The sequence below is a fragment of the Lysinibacillus sp. FJAT-14745 genome (genome assembly GCF_001275675.1).
In the GTDB taxonomy this organism is placed as follows: domain Bacteria; phylum Bacillota; class Bacilli; order Bacillales_A; family Planococcaceae; genus Lysinibacillus.
In genome coordinates, this window is sequence record NZ_LITM01000002.1 from 839392 (window position 1) to 860954 (window position 21563).

A 21563-nucleotide genomic window follows, 5' to 3' on the forward strand; every position below is an offset into this window, starting at 1 on the left:
GTAACTAACATTTTACATGAGAATCTCTCTTTTTATTTAATTTTTATTGGAAGAAACTAGATAATCAACACGCGTGAATAAATATAATAGTAGATAAATGTGATTATGCAAAAAACTTAGTTTGTGGATGAATACACTTAAAATATTGGGTGCTTTAATTACATTTTCGATTCACGAAATATCGAAACAAAAAGACAGAATTTAATCTATACGTTGTGTAGATTAAATCTGCCTTTTTGTTTTAAAAGCAACAATTTTTGAAAAAACAGCCTTACTCTAAAAAGGACTTCCTAAACATCCTCTTTACCTTTATACACGGATGTAAGAGCTATCGGAATTAGCTCTATCTGCTCTAATTTTATTACCAGATAGAAACTCGATCCTCAGGTGCTACATACATGCCATCTCCAGGCTTAATTCCATAGGTATCATAGAATTGCTGGAAGTTCACAATCGTGCGGTTTACCCGAATTTTAGCGGCTGAATGTACATCATTTTTGCTCAGTAACGCTGCAAATTCTTTTGTAGTTGTGGATTTCCATATTTCTGCATTGCTTTCGAAATATGCTTTATAATCCGGATTACTCATTTTAGATACAACTTGCAGCGAAGCCGCCATTCCACCTAAATCAGCGACATTCTCACTTAGTGTAAGCTGACCATCGCTTAACACACCCGGAATAATCTCAATTTCATTATAGAACTCAATCAGTTCCTGGTTTTTCTCTTTGAATTTCTTAAAGTCCTCTTCTGTCCACCAGTTATTTGCATTTCCATTTTCGTCGTATGCAGATCCGTTGTTATCAAATGCATGGCTGATTTCATGGCCAATGACCATGCCAATGGCACCATAGTTTGCTTCAGGTTTAGCGTTAATATCATAGAAAGGCGCTTGGAGAATACCGGCTGGGAACGTAATTTCGTTATTAAAAGTATTGTAGAAAGCATTTACGGTATATACGCTTGTTGCCCATTTCGTTCTATCAACCAGTTTTCCTAGCTTGGCTTTCGCGTTATCAATGTATGCTTTGTTTACTGTGTAGGTATTAGAGAACAGCGAACCGCCTTCGTCATATGTCTTGATAGCTACTTGATCTAATGTCGTATCCCACTTATCTGGGTAACCGATCTTAACAATCATCGTATGCAGCTTTTTAATTGCTTTAGCTTTTGTTGTTTCTGACATCCAATCAAGAGATTTGATTCTTTCCTCATACGTAGTAATTAACTTCTCTACCATTTGCTCAACATCTTTTTTAGCTTCTGGTGAAAAATGTTTCTCGGCAAACATTTGCTCCAAATATCCACCCATTGTGCCAGTTGTCATGGCTACTGCGATTTCCTGATCTGTTTTTTCTCCTGTAACGCCGTATAACGTTGCGGAAAACTCAATAGCAGCATCTCTGAATTCAGTTGACAACAAACTGCCTGTTTCCTTAAGCAGTTGCAATTTGGAGTAAGCTTTAAGCACGTTAAGATTAGTTTCAGTCAAGAGTTCTGCGCCTTTTTGCGCCAGCTTCACATCGGTTACGATCACTTTATCAGCACTGTCGACTTTCATCGATTTCAAGACTTGTTTCATATCTACTGTTTTGAACATGTCATCAAATTTTTCGATTGTATACGGATTATAGTATTTATTGACGTCGCCCGCTTCATGAGGTTCAAGTGATACGGAAGCTAAGCTTTTCTCCATATCATACACTTTTTCGGCAAGTGCATTCGCAGCAGACTTTTCCTCGCCTGATGCCACAAGAAGTCTTGTCATGTATTGAATATAGGCTTTTTTCGCTTTCGCGTCTTCCGTTACAAAGCTGTTCTTATCCAGACCAGTAGTTAATCCAGAGTAATACAAAGCATTTTCACTGCTGTTCTTTGCATCGTTCATGATTGCAAAGCTGAATAATGAGCTTAGACCCAATTCTTTCTCCAGGGTAAGATCTGCTTGAACGAGTTCATCAAGCGTTTTAGCCCCGTCAATTGCCTTTACATATTTTTGAATGGGCTCAATCCCTTGTTTATTTCTATTTTTTGTATCCAACGCCGTCGAATAGAAGTCGGCAATTTTCTGTTCTTTTGTTCCTTCTTCGAATTGTTTGCCAACGAGCTCATTTATTATTTTTTCTATTTTATCGGTATTTTGCTTTTGCAGCTCAGGAAATCCACCACCCATGATTTCTCCTGTCGGAATTGTCGATTTATTTAACCATTCCTTATTGATTGCTTCATAAAAATCGTCATTTAAATGGGAGCCTTTAAGCGACCAAACTCTGGCGATAATGTTTTGGAACTCATCGATCGTAATAGGGTCATTTGCGCCTAATGTGCCGTCAGGTTTGCCCGTCAGTACGCCTGCTTTCGCCAGTTTATCGATATCTTTCTTAGCCCAAGCGGGTACATCGGTGAACTCGACGCCAAATGTCCCACTGCGCAGATCATTTCCGACAGGCTCTGGCAATTTGCCGAATGCCCTGCTCAACATGACTAAAGCTTCAACCTTCTTAGCTGGCTCATTCTCTCTTAAATCTTCGTTTTTAGAGCCTTGCATAATTGTTTCTTTATTAATTCCTGGTTGATAAGCGTCTGCTGCCATCAACAAGGTTTTAACGATCTCTCCTCTTGTCGCTGGTGGCGACGTTTCATCGGCATACACCGATACGCTAACTGATAAGACCATAATTATGGACATGAGTAAGGATAAAAACTTCTTTTTCATCTTCGTGCTCCTCTAAAGTAAATTTGTATAAATAAAGATAAATGGATATAATTTAGAATTTCTACCATCCAGAAACCATTGTAGTCGATTTTTTTCAGTTTGAAAATATGTAAGGAGCTTTTTCATTTTCACACTTAAGCAAACTGAGGCTTTAGTTGAAGAAGATAACCAAACTAGAAGCAACAATCTTTGAGAACTCCTTTTGAATGACCGCAACATTAGATTGACTAACGAACAAATTAGTTGTTGTAGTAAATAGGGTCATTTCTGGTATAAAAGAGGATAGATAGAGCGAATTTATTTAGGCTCTTCTATCCTTTTAATTTCATTACATATAATGTGTCTGACAGTAAATAAAAATTCACTATTTAAAATAGCTTCAGCCTTGGTTTTTAATAAAATATTTTTTCACCGTAAGCATTTTTTATGTATTAAGATTTTATATAAATTGCATATTTTTGCGGATTACTAAAGCCTAGCTTAGTGCCTAAATGATAAGATGCTTGGTTATGAATATCGCAATCCCAACAAGGCTGTATATCATTTAAAATACAATAATCAATAAATTTCTCTGCAATGAAGCTTGCTAATCCTTTTCCTCTATAGTTCGAATCAGTAACTATATCAATCTCTGCAAATTGATGCGATTTAAAAATAGAGACCGCTTCGCTAATAATCTTATCTCCTTGTTGCAGACAAAAACCAAAGCCATTTCCAAGGAAATTATTAGTAGAATCCCAGTATTCCTCATAATATTTATTGTCGAATTCTAAACAATGTTCAATTTGAAATTGCTTGATTTTAATGAATTCGTAGTCAAGTGACACTCGTCTTTCTCTATCGTTATAAGCATTTATAGCAAAGGTAAAAGTGTATCTTTCTAGTTTTTTCACAAGACCATTTAATCTTTGTTCAATTTTTGTGTTCCAATCATCTGAGTAAGAAAATAATGTAAAACGTTTACTTTGATCAATAGAATCTTGTAGTAAAGATCCAAGTTTATTTACGATTTGTTCGCTGGACGAATCGCCATAAACATAGTATATTCCCGATTTGGTTTGAAATAGTAATGCATGGAAACTTTCATTGTCAGCGTAGACAGCGCCTTCTATTACTTGATCTAGTATGCTATAGACAAATGTTGGTGCCCTTTCTATTGTTTCTTTGATAATCGAATAATTCTCGGCCGTCACCTTGATCATTTTCATTCCTCCTATTCTTTTGATATATCTTCATACATTATATCGTTAATTCCTCCCACCTACTCATTAGCAACGCGCTTCTCATTCCTTGATCTTTTTAACAAAATAATAGTATAAAGACCGTCATAAACGACAGACTCTATACTCCCTCTCTAGTTTAAAATATATTCAATAAATCTATTGGCTTTTCGATGATATAGTCATACTCCTCTGGCTTACCAAAACCATAGGAAGCAAAAACAAAAGGAATCCCCGCAAACTTTGCAGAAAGCATATCTCCTTGTGTATCTCCCACATATACAGCGTTTTTTATGTGGTTTCTTTCCATAATTAATTGAATATTTTCTCCTTTTGACAAGCCTGTACGCCCTGGATTTTCAAAGTCGAGAAAATATTTGTCTAGTTTATGAAATGCATAAAACGCTTCAATGTAGCCCTCCTGACAATTGCTCACAATGAACAAGCGGAATTTTTTTGAAAGAGCTAGTAAAGTTTCTTCTAACTGTGGATATAAAATACCGCCATTGCGTAATAAATCATCTTGCTCTTGCTGGCAGCATGCTAAAATAAGCTCCAGCTGCTTTTCTTCATCAAGATAATCAAATAATACAGCAGCTATTTCTTTAATTTGTAACCCCATCGTTTTAGATAAATCTTCTTCGGTTATCTTTCCTTTACCGAAAGGAGACGCCTGAACTACCTGCGTCCATGATTGCGCTACTGTTTTTCTTGAATCCCAAAGTGTTCCATCCAAATCGAAAATAATGCTATCTATGTCCATATGCACCCTCCTTCAATACATTATACAAAATATGGATGTCAAGAAATACGAAAATTTCTCTTAAGGAGAATTTTAGATACAAAATATGATGTTTACTATGGTTGGACTACACTATATAAAACATCCTCACTACAAAAATGGATTTGGCAAACTAATCGTTTACCAAATCCATTTTTTCTTTATTGAATAGGAATCCAAATTTCAGAGTATGAATCAGGGCTATATGCATCTTCATCAGGGTAAACTTCAAGTTCAGCTGTTCCTGCTGGTTTATATGGATTGGATGGGAACCACTCTGAATAAATTTGTTTCCAGGTATTTTGCATCGCATCTGGCATAGGACCATGCACCTCAAAGACAACCCACTTCGATGCAGGTATCTCCAACGCTAATAGATTTTCTCCCACTTCCCCTACATGATCCGTAGCAATCCAGTAATCAATGAAACCATTTTGCCCTTGGTCTGTATTTGGTACACAAACACCTAGCGTCCCTTTGATGCTTCCGTTATTTAATTGGATAAGTTGATGATCGAAGTTTTTCGAATTCATCTCATTCCAAAAATGAGGAATGTCTTGCAAGTTCTCACCATTTTGACAATTATATGTTCTTTTTACCCCTACCACTTGAAACTTTTCTTTTTCTACGATTTTATACTTCATTGGTTCTGCTCCCTTCAGGCTTACCTGGATGACCAGGCGATTGTATGATTGTAGTTGTCCTTGCTTCTTTCTTGCTTCACTAGGCGTTAGATTATGCTGCTTACGAAATGCCTTTGTGAAAGCTTCAGGAGAGTCATAGCCATATTTGTAGGCGAGATCGATTACTTTTTGCTCTGTATTTATTAACTCCTGTGCAGCTAATGTCAACCTTCTACGTCTTATATAATCGGCAATAGACATATCCGTTAAAATCGAGAAAGTCCGTTGAAAATGAAAGACCGAAGAATTTACCTCTCGTGCAATTTGCTCCATTGTGATGTCATCTAATAAATGCTCTTCGATGTAATTTATTGCTTTTTGAATCGACTCAATCCAACTCAATTGCTCTCACTCCTTGTTTATAGCTTAAAACATCAGAATTAGTTATTCCTGTCTTTTTATGCTAACTTTGGACTGGTTAAAAAGAAAGCTTTATTTTTATTGACCCATCACCATTGCGTGGGGTTGATTTCCGTTCCGACTTGGCGCTTCGCTTTCGTGCAGAGCAAAGCGCAAAGTCTACACTCCAATCAACCTATATACATAGAATTAACAAACGCCATACCTACTTTTGGATAATATAGGTTAAAATAGTATAAAAAATTAGATTGGAGGTTTTGATATTGGTTAAATGGCAAGGGGCTGCAGGAATTTGTTTAAACGAAGACAATCAATTATTAATGGTTTTGCAAGGTACTAAAGAGGAAGTAAAAACATGGGCAGTACCATCAGGCGGAATAGAAGCTACAGAAAATTTTGAGACATGTTGTATCCGCGAAGTGTATGAAGAAACAGGATTTGTAGTAGACATCGTCAGAGAAGTGTTACATAAAAATAATGATGTAGTAGAAGTTCGTTATTTCGAAACAATCATTACCGGTGGACAAATGACGATACATGATCCCGATGAATTGATTTATGAAATTGCATGGAAATCAAAAGATGATTTACTAGATTTAATATTATCCTTCCCTGAAGATAGACAATTTCTATTATCATTATTCCACTAAGAGAATCGTCTTTGACTTAGGATAAATAGTAGTAGGAAGATGCATATGACAATAAATGATGAGAAACTTAGGTTTAGTGCTTGGCATTACCCCGATCGAGGATATTTATCTTTCTTCCGCGGGTATTTCCCTTCCACCCGCGGGTAAAACTCTTAAATATTAATTATTTCATTTTTACTTTTTCAACGGCCGCTTCGTATATCAATTTATCATCGATTTTAATATATTGATTTTTTGCTGCCTTACAATAGCCTTCTTGTTCTAAATAATCCTTTAGTTCAGATTTCTTCGCAAATATTTTTTCAATGACATTCTGCTCCACTTCAGTTTCATCCGTTCTTTTAGCAATTGATACCCAATATATTTTTGACAAGATATTCCCCCCTTTTGAATCAATTATTTATAAATAATTAAAGCTGAATGTATAACTGTATGTTCCCCTATATATAACGTATTGTATTTAATATCCACTATTAAATACTCGCTTAAATCTAATAGAGCGTTATTAATATCATGTTCAAATTGTACAATATCATTATTTTGGATTGTCACTACTTGAGTTGCTTGCGTCATACATTTTCCTCCTTTTCTTCCAATCATAGATTAATAGGAAGTATTTGTCACAAAATATTTTCGGTAGTAGCTAGGAACGCAATAGGAGTAGATAGACCACGAGAATATTATACGGAATATTCGGTAATATATGCTTCAAATTCCTTTTTAAACATGAGATGATTGGAGCAAAGCTGAGCAAATTCTTAGGTGATGAAACCCTCGAGTACGTTTTAAAGGTGTTGCAACTAAGTATCTCGATAATTATCTTACTTGGTTATTATTAGTCGATGGTCGTAGTAATGAAAGTACAAAACACAATATTAAAGAGTTTTGCTTACTACTATTGTGTTCGAAATGACAGATACCTTTTAAATTCTTCGTCTGTCTAAATTTAATGTTTAGCTGGTTCTGCTAAAGAAGGAGTTTTAGTATGGATATAAAAGTAACTGCGGAAGTATATAGATTAGGGATTTTAATAGGTCTTTATACTGTTCAGGATGTGATTAAATGGGCGGATAATGTTATTGAACGCCTTGATAATCCACCGTATGAAGTAATTGAAATATCATTGTCTTCTCAGGAAAAATCCATTGATGTCTGTTCGAAACTAAAATTGTTCAATGGAGATTTAAATACTAACGACCATCCTTCTAAGATATTACTCGGACTGCTGAACGAATATTTTCTTTCAACTAACAACGTATCAGACGTTTTTTCAATGTTATTTCGATTAATTGACCATTTACAGTTAGAGGAAAGTAATAAGTGGATAGAAGTTGAAATGAATTACTTATCGGATGCTTTTTATTTAGCAAACCAAAATATATATGGTGATTTGAAAGAAGTGGATAATAATTTAAAAAATTATTTATCTCAGTTCGAAGATTATACAAAATATTTATCCATATAGCGGCATTTATGACCTACTTTAAGTTGAAATATGATCAGGAAACCCATTCCCTAAAAATCATTCAAAAACAACATCAACACAGTCTATAAAAATATCTTAGTTCAAATGGAGAGATTCACTTGAAAATAATAGAGAGAACAATAATACTATCATGTGCCGCTATATTCCTATTCATCGTTTTTAAAGCCATATATAATGGTGTACAGTCAAATAGATCTTTGATTAAACCCCAAAGTTCAAATTATTATCAAATAATCGATAAAGATTTTAATAAAACAGTAGACGTACCTTTTACTAATATTCACTCTTATAGGGGTAATGCTGACTATATTTATATGAGTGTAGATCAAGAGAGTCCTTCTCTTAATAATAAAATTGTTCAATATAATCGCAAGACTCAAAAATGCACAACTATTTTCACCAGTAAATTCAAATTACCATCAGTTCAAGGGGTAGAATTAAATGATAATTGGTTATTGTGGGTAGATACCGATGAACATGGAGGGTATCTGAATCCATATTTTATGAATTTAAAGACGCAAGAAATTCAGCCATTGACAAAAGAAAATGAAGAAAACGTTACTAATGATTTTCCTATACTAATCGGAGACTACGCAGCGTGGATTAAAATGAATAGAAAAGATGAAAAAGCGGAAGTTTTGCTTAAAAATCTCAAAACAGACGAAACAACAAGTATATTTAATTTAAATAGCTTTACATTCAGAAATATGTCTTTGTCTGCAAAGGATGGAAAAATATTATTTACTGATGAAAAAGATCATTTTGGATACCTCTATTTGTATGATGTGAAAAGTAAAGAAATAAAAGAATTTAAGAGTTCATATGAATTTATTGGTTGGGCAAGGCTTCTAAATGATCAACAATGGGTTTATCTAACATTTGACGCCCCATCTGAACCTTCAACTGGTGATGGTAAGCTAATTTTTTATGACGCTGCGACCAATCATTCGCAAGAGGTTGTTTCGGATATTGATAGTGTAAGTGATCTTAACTCTGATTTTTATAATCAAATATTTTTATTTTTCAATGATAATGGGTACTATAAAAAATTTAAGATAAAGGATCATTTATTAGTCGAAGATGGTTGGTTAGAAATGCCTGATATTTTTAGATTTTCAGCAGAAAATGGTTATTATATCTATAACTATGAACTAAATGAAAAAAGCAAATTAATTATCCAAAGTGAACTCCCTAACTAAAAATGGCTATTCCAATTAATGAAAAATTGGGATAGCCTTCTTCTTCGACACTCAATTCATCATATTTTAGATCAAAAAAGTGTCGGAGCACCAAAGCCCCAACACTCCCCTTCTAATACATTTTCAAATATTCTTCCCGCTCCCAGTTATGGACACGTGTGCGGTAATTATTCCATTCTATTTCTTTAGCAGCCGTGAATTTTTCAAAGATATGTTCTCCAAGCGCTTCACGTACGATATGATCCATTTCTAGTTCAAGGAGTGCGTATTCCAATGACGCTGGGAGGCTGTCAATACTATTCAATTCACGTTCAGCTCGTGACATTTTATAAATATTGCGATCTACAGCATCCGGTGGTGTGAGATCTTTGCGAATGCCATCGAGCCCTGATGCTAAAATAACAGCCATCGCTAAATAAGGGTTTGCTGCTGGATCGACAGAACGCAGCTCGATACGTGTTGATAGTCCACGTGAAGCTGGAATTCGAATAAGTGGTGAACGGTTTTGTGCAGACCATGCCACATAGCAAGGAGCCTCATAGCCAGGCACTAATCGTTTATAGGAATTAACAAGTGGGTTCGTGACAGCTGTAAAACCATGTACATGTTTTAGTATTCCTGCCATAAAGCTACGCGCTGTTTGGCTTAATTGTAATTCTGCGCTTTCATCATAAAACGCATTGTTATCCCCTTCAAATAATGATAAGTTAAAATGCATGCCAGAACCGTTAACACCAAATAGTGGCTTTGGCATAAAGGTTGCGTGTAGTCCATGCTGTGCAGCTATCGTTTTTACAACAAGCTTAAACGTTTGAATATTATCACATGCTTCGATCGCATTTGCATACTTAAAGTCGATTTCATGTTGACCAGGTGCAACTTCATGATGTGATGCCTCGATTTCAAAGCCCATTTCTTCTAACTCTAATACGATATCACGTCGACAGTTCTCCCCTAAGTCAGTTGGGGCTAAGTCGAAATACCCTCCGCTATCATTTAACTCGAGTGTTGGATGCCCTTTTTCATCTAGCTTAAATAAGAAAAATTCTGGCTCTGGTCCTAAATTAAATGAGCTAAAACCTAATTCCCCCATCTCCTTTAAAACCCTCTTCAGATTAGAGCGTGGGTCGCCTTCAAATGGTGTACCATCTGGTCGAACAATATCACAGATCAAACGAGCCACTTTGCCTTTTTCAGCAGTCCAAGGGAAAATGACGAAAGTATCATGGTCAGGGCTCAAGTACATATCTGATTCCTCAATGCGTACAAAACCTTCAATTGATGAACCATCGAACATAATTTTATTGTCCAATGCTTTTTCTAATTGGCTAACTGGTACTTCAACGTTTTTTATTGTTCCTAATATATCAGTAAATTGTAGGCGAATAAATTTCACATTTTCTTCCTTAACACGGTGTTTAATATCTTCTTTTGTATAACGTTTCATTTTTCACCACTCCGATGTAATTTTAATTAACACTGATTTTTTTAACTGTTTTTAAAATACATTAAAAGAATGTAAAACACAATATCTATGTAAGGTTTTATTACATGCATTTTATCGAATATATTAATCTTTTTTTCAGATGGATAGAATCCCCCTCTCTTTTCGCTTATTATTCAAGGTCTTTAGACTCATCGTAAAGTGTTTTAGTTGGAAAATTTGACTTATCGCCTATTAGTTAGGGAAATATACATTTATTTTTTACTGATAATAGATTCTTTCTAGATTTTTTTGCTCATGTCCGCCCATTTTTAACTGATTGTAGTGAAGAGCTACTCGACTCCCGCGGGAAAAGCGAGATAGACGAAACCCTCCACGGAGCACAGCGAAGAAGCGGCTCAACGCTCGCCCGCAGGAAGCTTTGCTCTGTGCGAAAGCGAAGCGTCAGCAACAAAGTGAGTAGCCTGTAGCGGAAATCTACCTCTTCTAATTAAATTAAATGGATAAACCTATAACTTATATCACATTAGTCTTGTATAATGTCACATTTATTGGTAAATTTATAGCGAATTAGAATTTCTGTGTTATTCATTAGATAAGCAAATATGGCGTATATATAATAGTCGGAAATTATCATATCAATTTTACCTTGGCTTAATTGCGTCTGAGGCTTTATCTTCTGTTAAAGATACATAAGGCGGTGAATGTAGAAAACATGTCAGTATTAATTATTGGCAGCGTAAATAATGATGTATTACGTCTGCAAAAATATTTTCATCGTATCGACACCAAAAATATTCATTGCTTTACAACAACTGACGCAGCAATGAATTATTTAGCAGATTCTTTGAAAGAAGAGCTGGAATTAATTATTCTCGATGCAAAAATGACGCTTAAAAATTGCGAGAACATTTGTCAACAAATTGACGAACTAAAAAACTGGATTGATACCCCTATCCTCCTTTCTACTACTTATGAAAAAAGCATTACAATTGATAGGGTTTTTGAAGCCGGGATTTTCGACTTTATTTTAAAACCATTTGATTTTACTCAGTTTAAAACTCGGATTCAGGTGGCCCTTAAATATCAAAAGGAAACTAAGCTACGAAAGCAGCAAGAAAGTATTATTCAAAAAGATTTAGTTGTCGCGAAGAAATTTCAAAAAAATGCACTATCTCCTCCATTGAATCTTGAGCATATTCAGATTGATGGGCTTTATGTGACATCCAACACATTAGGAGGTGACATGTACTGCTGGTTTAAGATTAATGAACATTTAACTGCCATTCTTCTTTACGACGCAATGGGACATGGCATTGCCGCATCCCTCGTCACAATGTCCATTAGATCTTTGTTAAAAGGAATGATTACGAAATTAATCGATCCAGTTTTCGTCATTCGAGAACTTAATCGCCAAATTTACGAGCTATTTTCTGATGAAGATATGGACCGTTTTTTAATGACGGCTATCTACATACTCATTGATACGAAAAACGGAACTGCACACTATGTTAATGCGGCTCATCCATCTGGTTTCTTATTTGGAAAATACGGAGAGACAGTGTTCCTACCAGCAAATACACCTATATTAGGGCTATTCCCAACCATTCCTATCAATAAAAAAACGATACCGTTATCCGGATGGCATCGCATAATACTTTATACGGATGGATTATTGACAATTAATGATCAACACGTTGTTGATATGGACTTTTTCCATTCCTACGCTTCACATAGTAATGGCTATGCCTTGCGAAAATTTTCCCAAAAATACGATTTATCCGATAATTTTCACAACGATGATATAACAGTAGTTTCAATAACAATTACATTACAGGGTCGGTGATCGATGATGGAATTCATACTCAATGTAAATCCTGATACACAAGCTATAGCTTATGTAGATCAACTTATAGAAAACTATACAAATGTATATAATTTACCTTTTAAAAGAGAATTACGATTTGTCGTACATGAATTAGTTATAAATGCTGTGGAAGCTGTGAAGAAGAATGATCCATACTCCGAAAAAGCTATTCAAGTACATGTATCTCATTCTAACGAAGAAATAAAAATAACAGTTACTGATGAAGCGAAAGGAATCGCTGAAAAGGACTGGAATAAAGCTCTACAATTTGATTTAAATGAACTGGATTATTCAGATCGTGGGCGAGGTTTATTTTTTGTTAAAAATATGGTCGACCATATTTGGTTTAAAAATATTTCTGAAACGAAATTTTTAGTTGGTATTTCAAAAAAGATTCATGTATAAAGTATACGTAAAATTGGAGGAGTTTTCATGAAGCTGTCAATCCGAAGAAAAATGAGCCTGTTAATTTTCGGGTGTATTTTGCTACTCACTACACTTTTAGCAGGAATAAATTTTTATGTTGCCAAAAACAATCTTTTAGAAAGCGCAAATACAAAGCTTTTATCAGATATTCAATTGGGCTATGACTATTTGGATGCTAAATTCCCTGGAGAATGGTCCATTAAAAACAATCAATTGTATAAAGGTGACGTCAAAATGGTAGACAATTTTGACGTAGCTGATAAAGTGGGAGAGCTAACAAACGGAAATGTCGTCTCAATCTTCCAAAACGATACTCGTATTAGTACAAATATAGTCGAGAATGGTGAACGCGCATTAAATACAAAGGTTTCTGATGAAGTTGCGAAAGTAGTATTAGGAGAAAAAAAACGTTTTATCGGATCAGCAAATGTCTTGGGGAGTATGCATCAAGGCGCCTATGACCCCATTTTAAATAGCCAAGGAGATGTTATTGGCGTATGGGCAACAGCTGTACCTACCGCTCCATATATCAGCATTGCTACAAAATCTGCACTGGAAAATGTAGCGATTTCCTTAGGAATTGCCATATTAATGATTGTTGGGATTAATTGGTTTTTACAGCGACAAATCATCAGACCTATTAATATTTTAAGTACAAACGCTAAAGAGTTAGCAGATTTAAATTTAAATGTAAAGTTATTAAACCCAAAAGGTAAAGATGAGATTGCAGTTTTAGCAAATGCCTTTAGTGATATGAAAAATCGCTTAACAGAGACGATGACAATCGTAGCTGGTAGTGCTAACCAAATAGCTAACTCATCACACTCATTAGCAGAATCATCACACCAAACAAGCGAGGCTTCTAGCCAAATTGCACTTTCGATGAACGAAATTGCAGTTGGCACTACGACTCAATCTGATCAGGCTGAACAAATAGTGTCCATGATGCAAAAAACGCTCGAAGAAGTATCGAGCAGTTTACAAAAGGCCGAGGGTACGTTAAATAGCGCTATAGACTCGACCCAAATTGCACGTAAAGGTGAAGAGGCTATTAATGAGGCTATTAAACATTTAAGCGACGTCACGCAAACAGTGTCTTATGCGACAGATTCTATCCAAAAACTCGGTAAACGTTCTGAAGAAATTGGTGGTATTATTACCGTTATTACTGGTATTGCAGAGCAAACAAATCTACTCGCCCTCAACGCAGCCATCGAAGCAGCACGGGCAGGTGAGCAAGGAAAAGGCTTTGCCGTTGTTGCATCAGAGGTACGTCAACTAGCTGAACAATCAAGCTTAGCATCAGGACAAATTACAAATCTCATTAATGATATTCAGGCTGAAACCTCTGTGACAGTTCGCACAATGGAAAGTAATTTGCTAGCTGTAGAGGAGCAAGTAACAATTATCAATAAAGGAGGAACTGCTTTAAAGGAAATTGTTGAAAAGGTTGAAGAAACAGAAAAAGGCGTCGAGCAAATGAAGGCTGCATTTACGCATGTAAACAATAACTCATTAGGTGTTCAACAAGCCATTCAAGATATTTCTCGTATTATTGAAGATTCCGCAGCAGCAACAGAGGAAATTGCCGCAACATCAGAAGAACAATATGCAACCGTTGCAGAAATTACCCAAAGTTCAGATGAATTAGCATCAATTGCTGATAAATTACAAAATGAAGTCAATAAATTCAAGTTTTAATTTCCAAAAAGAATTCCCTTACATGAAAAAGAAAATGGAGGCGCTATAGTATGAATCAGAAAAAAATTGCGATAAATATTGACACAAAGGCTGATTATATTTTGATTGCATTTACTGGCGATTTAGAATACGGGATGATTGAAGAGATAAAAAAAGAGCTTCAATCGTTAAGCTTGGAAACAAAACATGGCTACATTATCGATATGCAAAAGGTTACAAACATTGATAGTACCGGCTTTGGCATGATCGTCAATTTCGCAAAGAAAGTATCTGTAAAAGAAAAGAAAATCGCCATTATTGTCGTCGATGATTTCATTCGCAACTTATTTGCTATTTCGCAAGTCGATAAAGTATTCCCTATTACGAAAAGCGAAGAGCAAGCGAGACAAACCATTAAAGAAGGCTGGCTAGGTGAGCTATCGCTTAGCGAATATTAACCTATTGTTGCCCCCATCATTATAAAAAAATAGGTTGCATTCCTTTAAACGGAACGCAACCTTCTCTTTTTAATATTGTAAAAGCATATTTACGAACACAACGATAATTACAAGAGGTACTACTATTAACATCAATAGACGATATGTTGAATAGAACCCCTGCCCCATTTGACTTCCTATTAATAATTCCTTCTTCACAAATTCTTTATCAACTACATACCCAATAAAAATAGCAATCAACAAGTTACCTAACGGAAGCATTAAATTAGATACTAAAAAGTCAGTTGCATCAAAAATTGTTTTTCCAAAGATTGATACGTCCGCTAATGTACTCGATGAAAGTGCTGCAGGTATCGCCGCAACAAAGACTACTACACCTAGTAGCATTGTCAATGCAGGACGAGACATACGCCCTTTCTCCATAAATGCCGCTACGATAATTTCATATAAACTAAAGGAAGAAGTTAACGTTGCAAATAAAAATAATATTAAAAACATCGCTAAAAATATTTCACCAAAGGGCATATGGCTAAATGCTGTTGGCAAAACCATAAATAGTAAGCCTGGTCCAGATGCTGGTTCTAAATTAAAAGCAAATACAACAGGGAAAATTGCCAATCCCGCTAAGAACGATACAAGCACAGTGAGAAGAACAACGGAGCCTGCAGAATTCGGTAAGCTCACATCCTTCTTTAAATAGGAGCTGTACGTCACAAGACAAGAAAATCCTACCGCTAAGCCAAAGAAGGACTGCCCCAACGCTTCTAATATAGCCTTTCCAGTTATATTGGAAAAGTCCGGCCACAAGAAGAATTTAACCCCCTCCATTGCTCCATCTAATGTTAAAGCCCGCACAACAAGCACAATAAACATAATAAATAATAAAGGCATCATCCACTTATTAGCCTTTTCTATACCATTTTGCACACCAAGTGAAATGACTAGCACATTTACAAGCGTAAACAATCCTAAACCTAGTAATGTAATCCAAGGTGTTCCTACAATCTTTCCAAATAGTTCACTAGGATCATTGGCAGGATCAATAACAGCCCCAGTCACACCAAGGCCACTATAGATAAAAATCCAACCTCCCACAACACTATAAAAACTTAACAATAAAAAACAACCGAGTACACCCATACGACCAACCCAAGCCCAGCCTATTTTCGTAGGTGCAATTTTTTTATAGGCAGTCACAGCCTCAGACTGTGTACCACGACCTAAAATATATTCTGATAATAACATCGGTAAACCAATCAACAATGTAAATAGAACAAAAATAAGGAAAAACGCTCCCCCACCACTTTGTCCAGTAACATATGGAAGCTTCCAAATTGCCCCTAGTCCGATCGCAGCTCCTGCCGATGCTAAAATAAAGCCTAGTTTACTAGACCACTGACTCTTTTTTTCACTCATCTCTTCAAACTCCTCTAACATTCTAAGCTCTTCCTTATTCTACATTAAAATACTAAACCCGACTAGATTAATTCTATATGTTACTTTTGCGCAATATTATCCAAAAAAACCTCGAGCATGTAGCAGCTCGAGGTTTCATTCCAATTATTTTGTTAAATACATGGAACGCTGATGATTAATCCATTTACGCATTGTTGTGAATAGTAATGCCATGATGATAGTAATTAAAATACCTTTCACAATGTTAAATGGCAAGATACCAGCTACGATCATTTTATATAGTGAATCACCTACAACTGGTTCCATACCTAAAAAGTAAGTGAATGAGGGATTTAACCGAAAAAGTATGAATATCAATAGTTTATAAGCAATGAACACTACCCTTTTAAACTGTTAGTATTTATTGTAAAGGTTGTTGGTGAATTGCAAGTGTATTAAGTAATTTGTGTTTATAGAAGAAACTCAAATAGGGTATCGTTATTCCTTACCATGTAGCGCTCCAACCGTCCGTCTGACACGTTTCTGACCTTAACTGACCAATTTACCAACTCAATTTCTAGGAGCGAGCTACGAAGCACCTGCGACTCACGAGTGGCTCTGTCGCTCCTGTGTCACACTCAAAATTAAACGATGATTTTATTTACTAGCATAATGAGCCTCAATGAAATGAAGATTTTACTCTTCCCTTTGAGGAGAGACTAAAATACTAAGCCCACGTTCTTCTCCATAATCCCACATTTTCACCCAAGGATATGTGTTTTCAGGTAGAATAAAAGTCCGTTCTTCTAATGGTTGAATAGTTGACATATCACATTTTGCGCCATGTATCTCGGTTGCTGGATGTATGCTTACTTCTCTTCCAGTATCGTTAAAATATACAAATTTCAAGTTTTTCACCTCCATTTTAAAACACCTAATTCTCAAGTGAATTGCAGCTTTATATGATTTATTTCGAACCTCGTTCAATTCTATATTTCTGCTTGTTAATTCTTTTAACAATGTAATCAGCTAAATGGTATTTCTTCTTCTCATATCATAAATATAGAATTTTATTGTAATAAATATGGTGGCATTAGTTGATTATAGAAAGACACAGTTCATATTAAACGTGGGCTATTATCAAAAATTTCAATAACTATTACAATCCTCATTACACATTTATCTAGGGGCTTGCCTATGAATACAACTCAAATCTGCAAGTCCTTTTGTTATGTTCTGTCAATCACATTTGTTACACATTTGCCATTTATCTACCAACTCAAACTTTGCTATGTTATGATTTCCATATAGATAGAATTTTCAATAACTTAAACAAAGATGTTTTAATAAATAATGGATGAGGTGATTGTATGGAGCGATTTGAACTTTCATTTAAAAATAAAGCAGTGAGAGTGTGGTTTTACACTGTATTACCTGCAACTATATTAACTATTGTTCTTGCTATTATTTTGCCCTATGAGCAAAATAGATATGTTTCATTAGGCTTATCACTAGTTACAATCTTATATTTTGTTTGGTTTGTGGTTTATACTAAAAAGAAACGCAAATAAAATTCAAGTGCGCTACTATCACCTTTTCAACAAACAAAACAATAGTCCCTCACACATCAACCTACGGACTTGTGGGATGGATACAACCATACAACGCAAGTCCTTTTGTTATGCTTTTTTCAATCACTCCAGTAGCTTAACACAAGACTTTGTAGCTCCCATCAAGCAATCTGTGTCAATGAATTTAGTTATGAAAGGTTCGAGGAGTGTCAAGAAAGGATTTATTAAACATAAAAAAAGAAAAGATGACTTTTATAGTCACCTTTTCACTTGTAAGTAGCAATTTAGTTATTGAATATTTGTTCGTAACGGTGGAAGAATGCCACTGTGTGCGCTCTTGCTAGAGAATCATTTGGTTTAAACTCTTCATTTGTTTTAGTAGTTGTTAAACCATTATCACGAAGGAATTTAATAGCTTCTGACTGAGATACAGTCTTACCATAATGCATTGAAGCTAAGATACGAGCGAAGTTACCCCGTGTGATATCCTTCCCTGCAATGGCTTGTTTGGATGCTGTGTTTGCACCTAGGACTGGTAGAGAGTATTTTGTAGCCAGTTGGTAGTTTACGTCTCCATACCATGAAGTATTAGCTATCGTTGAAGCTAGTTCTGATGGTTTGAAGTAACGAAATAGGATAGATAACATTTGGTTTTCCGTTAAGTTATTGTACGGTTTAAGTAAGTTTTCGTACTTACCTGTTGATGGGTTTTTCACGTTTGGGTATCCACTGATGATACCGATGTTGACTGCCCACTTAAAATCCTCAGCCCAGTATTGGTTTGCATTGTAATCAGCAAACTTTGATACATCAACGTTGCCCGTTGTGGGCGGTGTTACTGGAGGTGTTGGCGTTGGTGTTGAAGCTGAGTAGTTTAAATAACTTGATGCTACATACCCCTCTGTCCCATCATTTCTTTTCACAGGATACCAAACAAAATGGTTTTTCTTCGTTGATACTTCTTCATATTCAAAAGGACCCGTAATGGTAACAATTTCGCCTTTACGTAAAGTACCCAAAGAAGGACTATCCGTAGTAGGTCTTGTCCTAAATGTTACATTAGTTATTGCACTAACTTTTTGATTTGTTTTAAAAAAATACTTTGATTTTGTTAATGGTAAATCAAAATCATAGTTCATCGCTGAAAATTTAATATTTCCCCTGCTGTTAGAGTCATATTGAAAATGTTCGCGTGAAAAAGGCAGCTCTGTTAAGTCTATTAATTCCGATTTCTCAATAATTCGGAGAATTCTTTCTTGATAGGCATTTGCATTTCTTTCACCAGTTGCTTGGACAATTGGACTATTTACTGGCTTAGTACCGTTATAAGCCATGATAGCGAAGTACCAATTTTCCAATACATCTCTTTCCCCACCGTTGATGCTAGGTAAATCCTTCCGCTTAAACATTTTATCTAGAGTCTCTACACCAGCTTGAATATTATAGACAATATCGCTTTTTAGTCTATCTTGATTGTAGCCGGCTTGATTAGTAATTTGCATAATGCCAATTCCCTTATCAGCTGTCACAATCGCTTCACCATTCACATCGAAATGACGCCAATTCCCACTTTCACCTTCCGCTATTGCCTTCACAATTTCAGGAGGAACATCATAACTCAGTGCTGTTTCGGTTAACAAACAGTTCATTGTGGAATAATCAGGGTTGACCTTCGATGCCGAATTATACTCACATGTATTTGCAATATCATTAGCTAATACATTTTTATCTATATTTATAGATAGAGAGAGGGCACCAATGACAATAACACTAATCAATGGTTTCAATATCTTTTTCATATTTGATTATTACACTTCCTTTCATATTTTCTAAAGTTAAAAGATTCATATATATGTTATCATAAACCCAATATTTGAGATAGGAGTAATATTCTATCTTTATTTCATTTAACAGGGTAGAATGATAAATGATAGCCCTAACAATATATTGATTCGGTGAAAGAGTTGTAAATAGTGATTGTTGGATTTTTGTGAAATAGGTAAACTTCCTAAAGTCCATTGAAACAAGCCCAAGCCAAAATCTATCAACTCTTACAGGCTCGTTAAATGGCTCTGTAAGCTTGCTATTGTTGTTGTAATCTAACTCAAACTTAAAATGCTTTAGACCTTATCGTATCGCTATGAGTAACGGTCAAACGATTGAGTTGCACCAATCCTTTTAATATCAAAAATACATTAATGCTATCACTTACTACTTCATTTACAATTACAAGTAAAGAAGGAGGAAATAGAGAATGGATTTTTTTATAGATAATTCAGTTATAAATAACATGGCAATTCAATTAGCTCTTATTCTAATAATCATGCTTGTAGCAGGTGTTGCTATAGGGGTGGTTTTGAAAATTATTAAAGCCCCACAGTGGGTTTTCAAACCTTTTATTATGTTAGCTACCCTAGTTGGAATGTACTTTGCGTTCAATGTCATAACTTAACTTCACAAACCATCAAAACGAATGGTCAGAATGGCTTTATCTGCGGTCATTCAAGTTCTGTACAACACTCTCAGACGCATCGAGAATTGAACAGACGGATGGATTTTGTTCATCTCGATTGCGTTGAGTGCTGTTTGACTTAGAACAAAAAGCCACTATCAAACGCTATCGTTGCCCCTATCGCAAAAATTACCTCTAGCTATTACAGAAATCCTATTCAATCCAATTAAACTAAACAATAGTTCTCCTGTTATAGCTTCCATACCACCGAATAATAACAAGCTTCAAAACCCTTTACCGATAGAGTGTAACCAAACGGTATCGTACTTGTTGTCGAACTCGCTCCCGTTGACACCCTAGTTCCTCTATTAAAAATCTGTATTCACTCACACGCTTTAGATGATGTCACATTTACCCTTATGTTCCACTACGATTTGAATAGCTATCCAATTCGAGTATTTTATAGTGGTTTTTCTGCATAGAGTTCCGCTTTTTGTTGAATAGACCTTTAAGCTACTTAGTCGTTATCGTCTCGGTTGGACGTAACAGTCAATCTCATTTATTGCACATTTACCATGTCTGAGGGCTGTTCTGCGGGGACTTAACAATGCACATCAGCTTAATGATGTGCTACCGCAATCTCATCATAACTTGCTTTATGAACTCACACATTCATCTCGCACCAACATTTGGAAACATGTTACACTTTAATAAATAAATTAATATTCAGTTATTCAACTAACGAAACAACTTAATTTAAAAGGTTTTCTTTTGAAGGTGACAGATTATCATTGGGAGGTATAAATAAATGAAAGAAAAAAAGTTTGATATTTTAATGTTATTTCAATTAATTTTTGCAGTCCTTGTTATGTTAATTGGTATTTACTGTAAGGTTACAGAAAACTACAACTTACTACCATTGATGTTAATACTTCTGAGTATAACGTTACTTATAATAGGGTTACGCGAATATAAAAGAACCCGAAATTTATTGTGGGGTATGTTCATTTTGTGCAGTTCGTTATTCATCTTATACTCTGCGATAGAAGGCATTATTATTAAATCACACGTGTTGATTAGCCAAAATCAAGTAATACTTTTTTTGATAAATCTCCCGAGCTGATGACAAAAGTTCTTCAACGTATGTTCGCCATTTCAAAGGAAGCGCATGCCAA

The 21563-nt window shown here is 35.4% G+C and carries 21 protein-coding genes and 1 pseudogene; 11 read left to right on the plus strand and 11 right to left on the minus strand.

Translation table 11 applies throughout. The features are described 5' to 3' along the window. Nucleotides 1-361: 361 nt before the first annotated feature. The 4 genes from AMS59_RS05460 to AMS59_RS05475 form a co-directional block, all read right to left on the minus strand. The gene (locus AMS59_RS05460; RefSeq protein WP_053482730.1) at nt 362-2716 is read right to left on the minus strand and encodes a M13-type metalloendopeptidase; all 2355 of its coding nucleotides are present in this window, start codon (nt 2714-2716) and stop codon (nt 362-364) included. Nucleotides 2717-3147: 431 nt separating this feature from the next. After that, complete coding sequence (locus AMS59_RS05465) at nt 3148-3918, minus strand: GNAT family N-acetyltransferase (RefSeq protein WP_053482731.1); 771 nt, start codon at nt 3916-3918, stop codon at nt 3148-3150. Nucleotides 3919-4075: 157 nt separating this feature from the next. Beyond that, nucleotides 4076-4699, minus strand: a complete 624-nt coding sequence (locus AMS59_RS05470) for an HAD family hydrolase (RefSeq protein ID WP_053482732.1) — start codon at nt 4697-4699, stop codon at nt 4076-4078. Nucleotides 4700-4878: 179 nt separating this feature from the next. Continuing rightward, the gene (locus AMS59_RS05475; RefSeq protein WP_053482733.1) at nt 4879-5742 is read right to left on the minus strand and encodes an AraC family transcriptional regulator; all 864 of its coding nucleotides are present in this window, start codon (nt 5740-5742) and stop codon (nt 4879-4881) included. 275 nt (nt 5743-6017) lie between these two features. Between AMS59_RS05475 and AMS59_RS05480 the strand changes: the two genes are divergently transcribed. Continuing rightward, nucleotides 6018-6410: an NUDIX hydrolase gene (locus tag AMS59_RS05480; RefSeq protein ID WP_082337388.1), complete on the plus strand. Its 393-nt coding sequence runs from the start codon at nt 6018-6020 to the stop codon at nt 6408-6410. Between the two features lie 163 nt (nt 6411-6573). Here the strand turns inward: AMS59_RS05480 and AMS59_RS05485 are convergent, their stop codons facing one another. Beyond that, nucleotides 6574-6783, minus strand: coding sequence for a hypothetical protein (locus AMS59_RS05485; RefSeq protein WP_053482735.1), 210 nt, complete (start codon nt 6781-6783; stop codon nt 6574-6576). Between the two features lie 23 nt (nt 6784-6806). Further along, complete coding sequence (locus tag AMS59_RS24870) at nt 6807-6983, minus strand: sporulation protein Cse60 (RefSeq protein ID WP_156304561.1); 177 nt, start codon at nt 6981-6983, stop codon at nt 6807-6809. Between the two features lie 208 nt (nt 6984-7191). On the opposite strand from AMS59_RS24870, the pseudogene AMS59_RS24875 reads away from it, so the two are divergent. The 3 genes and pseudogenes from AMS59_RS24875 to AMS59_RS05495 all read left to right on the plus strand — a co-directional run. Further along, nucleotides 7192-7337, plus strand: a pseudogene (locus AMS59_RS24875) (IS1595 family transposase); the annotation flags it as partial. Between the two features lie 58 nt (nt 7338-7395). Continuing rightward, nucleotides 7396-7875 carry a hypothetical protein gene (locus AMS59_RS05490; RefSeq protein WP_053482736.1) on the plus strand — a complete coding sequence of 160 codons (480 nt, stop codon included), beginning with the start codon at nt 7396-7398 and terminating at the stop codon, nt 7873-7875. Nucleotides 7876-7994: 119 nt separating this feature from the next. Next, a complete protein-coding gene (locus AMS59_RS05495) occupies nt 7995-9095 on the plus strand; it encodes a hypothetical protein (RefSeq protein WP_053482737.1) in 1101 nt (366 codons plus the stop codon). A 112-nt stretch (nt 9096-9207) separates the two neighbouring features. Here the strand turns inward: AMS59_RS05495 and glnA are convergent, their stop codons facing one another. Next, complete coding sequence (glnA, locus tag AMS59_RS05500) at nt 9208-10542, minus strand: type I glutamate--ammonia ligase (protein ID WP_053482738.1); 1335 nt, start codon at nt 10540-10542, stop codon at nt 9208-9210. Between the two features lie 712 nt (nt 10543-11254). Between glnA and AMS59_RS05505 the strand changes: the two genes are divergently transcribed. From AMS59_RS05505 to AMS59_RS05520, 4 genes are read left to right on the plus strand one after another with little or no spacing between them, the layout of a single operon-like run. Continuing rightward, nucleotides 11255-12385, plus strand: coding sequence for a SpoIIE family protein phosphatase (locus AMS59_RS05505; RefSeq protein ID WP_053482739.1), 1131 nt, complete (start codon nt 11255-11257; stop codon nt 12383-12385). 3 nt (nt 12386-12388) lie between these two features. Beyond that, nucleotides 12389-12811 carry an ATP-binding protein gene (locus tag AMS59_RS05510; RefSeq protein WP_234007684.1) on the plus strand — a complete coding sequence of 141 codons (423 nt, stop codon included), beginning with the start codon at nt 12389-12391 and terminating at the stop codon, nt 12809-12811. 27 nt (nt 12812-12838) lie between these two features. Further along, nucleotides 12839-14533 carry a methyl-accepting chemotaxis protein gene (locus AMS59_RS05515; protein WP_053482741.1) on the plus strand — a complete coding sequence of 565 codons (1695 nt, stop codon included), beginning with the start codon at nt 12839-12841 and terminating at the stop codon, nt 14531-14533. 50 nt (nt 14534-14583) lie between these two features. Continuing rightward, on the plus strand, nt 14584-14970 hold the full coding sequence (locus AMS59_RS05520) for an STAS domain-containing protein (protein ID WP_053482742.1): 387 nt from the start codon (nt 14584-14586) through the stop codon (nt 14968-14970). A gap of 69 nt (nt 14971-15039) precedes the next feature. Here AMS59_RS05520 and AMS59_RS05525 read toward each other — a convergent pair whose 3' ends face one another. From AMS59_RS05525 to AMS59_RS05530, 3 genes are all read right to left on the minus strand, one after another. Further along, complete coding sequence (locus tag AMS59_RS05525) at nt 15040-16386, minus strand: sodium-dependent transporter (protein WP_053482789.1); 1347 nt, start codon at nt 16384-16386, stop codon at nt 15040-15042. 144 nt (nt 16387-16530) lie between these two features. Beyond that, entirely contained in the window at nt 16531-16692 is a 162-nt protein-coding gene (locus tag AMS59_RS24080) for a hypothetical protein (RefSeq protein ID WP_234007685.1), read from the minus strand. A 369-nt stretch (nt 16693-17061) separates the two neighbouring features. Beyond that, nucleotides 17062-17283: a hypothetical protein gene (locus tag AMS59_RS05530; RefSeq protein ID WP_234007695.1), complete on the minus strand. Its 222-nt coding sequence runs from the start codon at nt 17281-17283 to the stop codon at nt 17062-17064. Between the two features lie 452 nt (nt 17284-17735). Between AMS59_RS05530 and AMS59_RS05535 the strand changes: the two genes are divergently transcribed. Then, the gene (locus AMS59_RS05535; RefSeq protein WP_053482744.1) at nt 17736-17936 is read left to right on the plus strand and encodes a hypothetical protein; all 201 of its coding nucleotides are present in this window, start codon (nt 17736-17738) and stop codon (nt 17934-17936) included. Between the two features lie 284 nt (nt 17937-18220). On the opposite strand, the gene AMS59_RS05540 is transcribed toward AMS59_RS05535, so the two are convergent. Beyond that, entirely contained in the window at nt 18221-19735 is a 1515-nt protein-coding gene (locus tag AMS59_RS05540; RefSeq protein WP_053482745.1) for an SH3 domain-containing protein, read from the minus strand. Between the two features lie 455 nt (nt 19736-20190). Here AMS59_RS05540 and AMS59_RS05550 point away from each other — a divergent pair, with 455 nt between their 5' ends. Both AMS59_RS05550 and AMS59_RS26900 read left to right on the plus strand, forming a co-directional pair. After that, nucleotides 20191-20388, plus strand: coding sequence for a hypothetical protein (locus tag AMS59_RS05550; protein ID WP_053482747.1), 198 nt, complete (start codon nt 20191-20193; stop codon nt 20386-20388). Nucleotides 20389-21310: 922 nt separating this feature from the next. Continuing rightward, the gene (locus tag AMS59_RS26900) at nt 21311-21511 is read left to right on the plus strand and encodes a DUF3953 domain-containing protein (RefSeq protein ID WP_369814308.1); all 201 of its coding nucleotides are present in this window, start codon (nt 21311-21313) and stop codon (nt 21509-21511) included. The last annotated feature ends 52 nt before the right edge of the window (nt 21512-21563 follow it).